The organism is Arthrobacter sp. Br18, from assembly GCF_000520555.1.
Taxonomy (GTDB): Bacteria; Actinomycetota; Actinomycetes; order Actinomycetales; family Micrococcaceae; genus Arthrobacter_D.
The window spans coordinates 1,034-6,684 of record NZ_KI914896.1; the positions used below are offsets into that span (position 1 = coordinate 1,034).

Annotated in this window: 8 protein-coding genes; 3 read left to right on the plus strand and 5 right to left on the minus strand. The window is 67.3% G+C overall.

Annotation, left to right across the window (positions count from 1 at the left end):
• Positions 1-308: HNH endonuclease (locus tag Y704_RS24685; RefSeq protein WP_035773244.1), on the plus strand; the 308-nt coding region annotated here is incomplete at its 5' end.
• Between the two features lie 185 nt (positions 309-493).
• Here the strand turns inward: Y704_RS24685 and Y704_RS0116630 are convergent.
• From Y704_RS0116630 to Y704_RS0116645, 4 genes are all read right to left on the minus strand, one after another.
• The gene (locus Y704_RS0116630; RefSeq protein WP_026550937.1) at positions 494-1,123 is read right to left on the minus strand and encodes an MBL fold metallo-hydrolase; all 630 of its coding nucleotides are present in this window, start codon (positions 1,121-1,123) and stop codon (positions 494-496) included.
• Positions 1,123-2,208 (minus strand): S-(hydroxymethyl)mycothiol dehydrogenase, encoded by a 1,086-nt coding sequence (locus Y704_RS0116635; protein WP_026550938.1) that lies wholly within the window; start codon positions 2,206-2,208, stop codon positions 1,123-1,125. Before Y704_RS0116635 ends, Y704_RS0116630 begins: the two co-directional genes overlap by 1 nt.
• A gap of 71 nt (positions 2,209-2,279) precedes the next feature.
• Positions 2,280-2,537: a mycoredoxin gene (locus Y704_RS0116640; RefSeq protein ID WP_026550939.1), complete on the minus strand. Its 258-nt coding sequence runs from the start codon at positions 2,535-2,537 to the stop codon at positions 2,280-2,282.
• Between the two features lie 91 nt (positions 2,538-2,628).
• Positions 2,629-3,066, minus strand: coding sequence for a VOC family protein (locus Y704_RS0116645; protein WP_026550940.1), 438 nt, complete (start codon positions 3,064-3,066; stop codon positions 2,629-2,631).
• A gap of 19 nt (positions 3,067-3,085) precedes the next feature.
• On the opposite strand from Y704_RS0116645, the gene Y704_RS0116650 reads away from it, so the two are divergent.
• Both Y704_RS0116650 and Y704_RS22965 read left to right on the plus strand, forming a co-directional pair.
• Positions 3,086-3,388 carry a chorismate mutase gene (locus tag Y704_RS0116650; protein WP_026550941.1) on the plus strand — a complete coding sequence of 101 codons (303 nt, stop codon included), beginning with the start codon at positions 3,086-3,088 and terminating at the stop codon, positions 3,386-3,388.
• A 38-nt stretch (positions 3,389-3,426) separates the two neighbouring features.
• Complete coding sequence (locus Y704_RS22965; RefSeq protein WP_051477298.1) at positions 3,427-4,242, plus strand: DNA-formamidopyrimidine glycosylase family protein; 816 nt, start codon at positions 3,427-3,429, stop codon at positions 4,240-4,242.
• Between the two features lie 18 nt (positions 4,243-4,260).
• Here Y704_RS22965 and Y704_RS0116660 read toward each other — a convergent pair whose 3' ends face one another.
• Entirely contained in the window at positions 4,261-5,613 is a 1,353-nt protein-coding gene (locus Y704_RS0116660) for a permease prefix domain 1-containing protein (protein ID WP_035773252.1), read from the minus strand.
• Between the last annotated feature and the right edge of the window lie 38 nt (positions 5,614-5,651).

Genomic DNA, 5,651 nt, shown 5'->3' on the forward strand with positions numbered 1-5,651 from the left:
GCTGCAGCCGGGCAGCCGCGCACTGCGAGATCGACCACAGTGTTCCCTGGTCCCGGGCCGGCACCACCGACCACGACAACCTCGCCCACCTCTGTCCCAAACACCACCGATTCAAAACCATCACCACCTGGAACCTCACCAACAACACCGCAGGCACCCTCACCTGGACCTCGCCCACCCACCGCACCTACACCACCACCCCCACCAACCCCAGTGGAACCCCGACGGGAACCCCGACGGGAACACCACAGGAGTACCCGCACCGGGACCCGAAGGCAACGCCCACCCCGGACCCCGCACCGTTCTAGATCAGCAAACCCATCCAGTTCCCGAACTCCGAGACTGCCGCGCGGCCGCTAATCGTCATCCGTGATCCGTGATCCGTGATCGTTGATCGTTGACGGACAGCTTCGAGCACCTGATGCACCCGCGCAGCAACGCCCCCACCAAACCCTCCCCGACCACCAACCAACGCCCTCAAGAGGAACTGACCCTAATGCCCCCTGGCGATCCACTCCTCGAGATGCGGAGCCTCGGCGCCGATCGTGGTGCTGTCACCGTGGCCCGTCCGGGCGATGGTGTCCGCCGGAAGCGTCAGCAGCCTGGACCGGATGGACTCGATGATGGTGGGGAAGTCGCTGTAGGAACGCCCAGTGGCCCCAGGCCCGCCCTGGAACAGCGTGTCTCCGGTGAACACCGTGCCGGCGTCCGCCAGGAGATAGCACACTGACCCGGGGGAGTGGCCCGGCGTGTGCAGTGCACGCAGGGTGACACCGGCAACCTCAATGGTGTCACCGTCGAGGATTTCCTGGTCAGGGCTCAGTTCAGGGAACACCTGGTTCCACAGCATGCGGTCCTCCGGGTGGAGGTATATAGGTGCGTGGACGGCATCGAACAGCTCCCCGACCGCACGGATGTGATCGTCGTGCGCGTGCGTCAGCAGGATGGCCTTCACCGCGCGGCCGTTGATCTGGTCGAGAATGGCAGCCGCGTCATGGGGGGCATCGATCACGACGCACTCGACGTCGTCGCCCACTATCCACACATTGTTGTCGACATCCCAGGTGCCGCCGTCGAGCGAGAAGGTGCCCGAGGTCACGAGGTGCTCGATCCGCGCCGCCATCAGAGTTCCACCACCGAGCGCAGCACGGTGCCGTCGTGCATCTTGGCGAATGCATTCTCCACCTGGTCGAGGCGGATCCGCTCGGTGACGAAGGCGTCCAGATCCAGGGTGCCCTGCAGGTAATGGCTCACCAGCATCGGGAAATCCCGGCTCGGCAGACAATCGCCGTACCAGGACGACTTCAGTGATCCGCCACGCCCAAATACGTCAAGCAGCGGCAGTTCGATCATCATCTCGGGAGTCGGCACGCCCACAAGCACGACCGTGCCGGCGAGGTCGCGGGCATAGAACGCCTGGCGGTAGGTTTCGGGGCGGCCGACGGCGTCGATGACGACGTCGGCTCCGTTGCCTCCCGTGAGTGCCCGGATAGCCTCCACCGGGTCCTCGTCCTTCGAATTGATGGTGTGGGTTGCTCCGAGGCCCTTCGCGAGTTCGCTTTTCCGGGAGTCGATGTCGACGGCGATGATCGTCGTCGCGCCGGCAAGTTTCGCCCCGGCGACCGCTGCGATACCCACGCCCCCGCAGCCGATGACGGCCACTGAGTCGCCGCGCCGCACGTTGCCCGTGTTCATCGAAGCGCCGATACCCGCCATGACGCCGCAGCCCAGCAGTCCCACGGCGGCGGCGTCGGCGGCGGGATCAACCTTGGTGCACTGCCCGGCCGCGACGAGCGTCTTTTCCGCGAAGGCGCCGATGCCGAGGGCGGGCGACAGTTCGGTGCCGTCCTCCAGCGTCATCTTCTGGGTGGCATTGTGCGTGTTGAAGCAGTACTGCGCCTCGCCCCGGCGGCACGCGCGGCATTCGCCGCACACCGCGCGCCAGTTCAGGATGACCCTGTCCCCGGGTGCCACGGACGTGACGTCATCGCCCACTGCGCTCACAACGCCGGTGGCCTCATGGCCCAGGAGGAAGGGGAAGTCGTCGCTGATGCCGCCCTGCTGATAGTGCAGATCGGTGTGGCAGACCCCGCACGTGAGGATGTCCACGAGCGCTTCGCCGGGGCCGGGATCGGGAACGAGAATCGTCTCGACGGTTGCCGGAGCATTTTTTTCTCGCACTACAACGGCCTGGACTTGATGCGCCATAACGGGAACGTCCTCTCGATGGGAGCAGGCCGACGATCGGCGCGCTGCTCCCAGCATATTCGGGAGTGCCCCTAGACGCTCAGGCGGCTCTTGACATCACTCAGCGAGGGGTTGGTCGCAGCCGATCCATCGGGGAACAGGACCGTCGGAACGGTCTGATTCCCGCCGTTCAGCGACTCGACCAGCTCGGCGGTTCCCTCCACGTTCTCGATGTTGATCTCGCGGTAACCGATGCCCTGTGCGTCGAGTTGGCTCTTGAGTCGTCGGCAATAGCCGCACCAGGTGGTCGAAAACATGGTGATGGTTCCTGCGGCCGGTGTGTAGTCCACGGTGCTCCTCGTATTGTCGTCAGCATCTTGCCGTCGGCTGCGCGTCGCCAGCCGTGCACAGTCGTCAACCACGGCGGCGGTCCATCAATTCCTACCCGATCTCCCGGATGGTCACATTGCCCTCGGCGTCAACGGAGAGGCCCGGATTGTGGCAGACCTCCCAGCGGAAACCGTCGGGGTCGGCGAAGTACCCCGAATACCCGCCCCAGCTCATGTGGGTGCCCTCGGCGACGATCGACCCTCCCGCAGTGGCCGCCACATTCAGGATGTGGTCCACTTCATCGGGCGACCCGACGTTGTGGCCGAGCGTGAACAGCTGGGCAAGGTCCGCGGATGCGCTTCCGCCCGCCTCTGCGGCGAGGTGGTCGGCTCGGAACAGTGACAGCAGGAGTCCGTGGCCGACCTGGAAGAACGCCACCTCGTCGAGCACATACAGCTTCGGCTGCCAGGCGAGGCCGGTGGCGTAGAAGTCGTAGGAGGCCTCGAGGCTGCTCACTCCGAGGGTGACGACATTCAGCTGCGCTTTCATTTGTCGATAGTCTCATTCCATGGCTGACGACGACGGGAAAGACACCGCAGGAAAGCTCGATGCCGTGCGGGAGGCAATCAACGAGGTGGACGAGCAGATGGTCGCCCTGATTTCGCGGCGTGAGCGGCTCGTCCGGCGGGCGGGAGCACTCAAGCACGACGACGCTTCGGTGCGGGCGCCGGCCCGGGTGGAACAGGTCATCACCAACGTGCGGGGGTACGCCGAGAAGCAGGGGGTCGATCCGACGGTTGTCGAGGAGACCTACCGGGCCATGATCGGAGCCTTCATCGAATTCGAGCTCAGGGTGCGCCGCGGCCACTGACGCCGGAAGCCGTCCACGACCGTCAGGGAGATGCCGCCGTGCCCGAGGGTGACAGTGTGTACCGTCTCGCCAGCCGCCTCCGTGCCGCCCTGGACGGCCGCAGGCTCCTCCGCGGGGACCTGCGGGTCCCCGCCCACGCCACGGACCCCCTGGACGGAATGACCGTCATCGGGCACGCCACCCACGGCAAGCACCTGCTGACACGCCTGGACAGCGGACTCACACTGCACACCCACCTGCGGATGCAGGGATCCTGGACTGTCACAGCGCCCGCCAGGGCCCTGCCCCGCGCCGTTCTTCCCGAGGCGCGCGTCATCCTGAAGGTGGCCGGAGGCCCCACGGCGTACGGGCTGAACCTGCCCGTCGTCGACCTCGTGCTCAGCTCGGCGGAGCACGGGGTGATCGGGCACCTCGGCCCGGATCCGCTGCGGGCGGACTGGTCGGCCGCTGAAGCCGTGCGGAGGTTGTCCCGCGACCCCGGAATGCGTGTTGCGGCGGCGCTTCTGGAGCAGCGGAACATCGCGGGATTCGGCAACCTCTGGGCGAACGAGCTGTGCTTTCTGCGGGGGATCCACCCGGACACGCCCGTGCATGCGGTCGATGTGCCGGCGCTGGTGGCACTGGGGGCGCGGTGTCTGCGGTTCTCGGCGACCCAGCCGGGTGCGCATCAGGTCACCACCGGGAACCAGCGCAGGGGTGAACAGCACTGGGTGGCGGGACGGGCCGGCCGGCCGTGCCTGCGGTGCGGCACCCTTATCCAGGTGCGGGCCGAAGTTCCCGGGTATTCGGGCCGCCGTCGTACCTGGTGGTGTCCCCGCTGCCAGCCGCTGCCGACCGGTGAAAGTGCAGCCTGACCCGGTCCGCGAGCCGGGTCAGGCGAAGCTGAAGACGGGCGGAAACGCCACGACCACGACGGCGGCCCAGATGCCGTAGACCGGCAGATACCGTGTCTGCCACCGCTCGAGCGAGGTAAAGGCGCGCCGCCCGCGCAGGAATCCGACGCTGAGCCAGGCCGCGCGGGCCAGGTGGACCAGCAGCAGGAGGTTCAGGCCGAGCGCGGCGACCTTGTTGGGGCTAAAACCGAACTCGGCGATGCGGGTGAGCATCGCGGTCAGCAGAACCGCGTCGAGCGCGAGGGCCGCGACGACGAGGATCAGCTGCAGGGTATCGAACAGGTTCGGGGCCGCAAGGGAGTTGCGGGCGGAGATCGAGTAGAGCAGCAGGCTGAGGACGAGCACGAGGATCGCGTCCATCAGGATGAGCAGCTCACGCTCGATGTCGGCAAGGCCGCCGGCGGCCGTGAGCACGGCCAGGAGGGCCAGCAGCATGGCAATCGTCAGGGGCGTGAAAACGCGGGTGAGGACGGGGGCGATGTTCTCGACGACGTTCTGCTTGGCCTCGACGAGCCATGCGGCGACCACGAACGCCCCGGGCACGGCGAACGGCAGGATCCAGTCCTCCAGCACCGGTTCCAGGTCGGCACCGACGGCCTGGACGGACGCGAACGTGAGCCCGATCAGCACGGCTCCACCCAGGGCCAGGAGCGTGAAGTAGATCGCGAGTTCGCCGGTGAAGCGGACGAAGTCCATGCGCCGACGATCGGAGCGCCACCTCCCTCCGACATACGCCAGTCCGGCCAGCAGCCACAGCTCGACCGGGGTGTGCAGCACCGCGAGCACCTCCGTGGAGCCGCCGGAGGCGAACGGGTATCCGTTGAGCACCACCGCGAGGGCCGTGAAGGGGACGAGCAGCGCGGCCGCCACCTGCGCGGTCAGCCGACGCTTCCACGCGAGGTACGCAGCGAAGAACGGAAAGACCAGGAGGCTGAGGTTGCGTGCCAGCACTGTGCCGTCGTCGAGCCAGGCAAGGCCGGCCCGCACTGCTACGCCCGCCCCGACGGCGAGTGCGAGGACGACCGCCAGTTCGCGCCATGGCGGTGTGCCGGCGTCGTCGGAGCCCTGCGGGACGAGGACCAGCTGTTTCCACAGCCGGTCGGAGTGCTCGCGGGCAAACTCGTGCGACAAGGCGTCGAGGTTCCCGAGGCGCTTGATGGCGACGAGGAAGGCCTCCTCGTCGTCCAGCCCGGTGGCTTGCCGGTCTGAGATCTGTCCGCGCAGGTGATCCTCCAACTCGTCGACGTCGGCGGAGGAGATCGCCTGGCGCTGCTGGACGTACCCCCGCCACCGGTCGATCTGGGCCTCGAGTTCAGCGTGCAGCTCCATCATGCCCACCCCTCGACGACGGCGGGCGGACGCTGAGCGGT

Bases quoted from the DNA above. Each gene is read 5' to 3' on its own strand.
- Y704_RS0116660 (WP_035773252.1), bottom strand. From the start codon at position 5,613: ATGATGGAGCTGCACGCTGAACTCGAGGCCCAGATCGACCGGTGGCGG.
- Y704_RS0116635 (WP_026550938.1), bottom strand. From the start codon at position 2,208: ATGGCGCATCAAGTCCAGGCCGTTGTAGTGCGAGAAAAAAATGCTCCG.
- Y704_RS0116630 (WP_026550937.1), bottom strand. From the start codon at position 1,123: ATGGCGGCGCGGATCGAGCACCTCGTGACCTCGGGCACCTTCTCGCTC.
- Y704_RS0116645 (WP_026550940.1), bottom strand. From the start codon at position 3,066: ATGAAAGCGCAGCTGAATGTCGTCACCCTCGGAGTGAGCAGCCTCGAG.
- Y704_RS0116650 (WP_026550941.1), top strand. From the start codon at position 3,086: ATGGCTGACGACGACGGGAAAGACACCGCAGGAAAGCTCGATGCCGTG.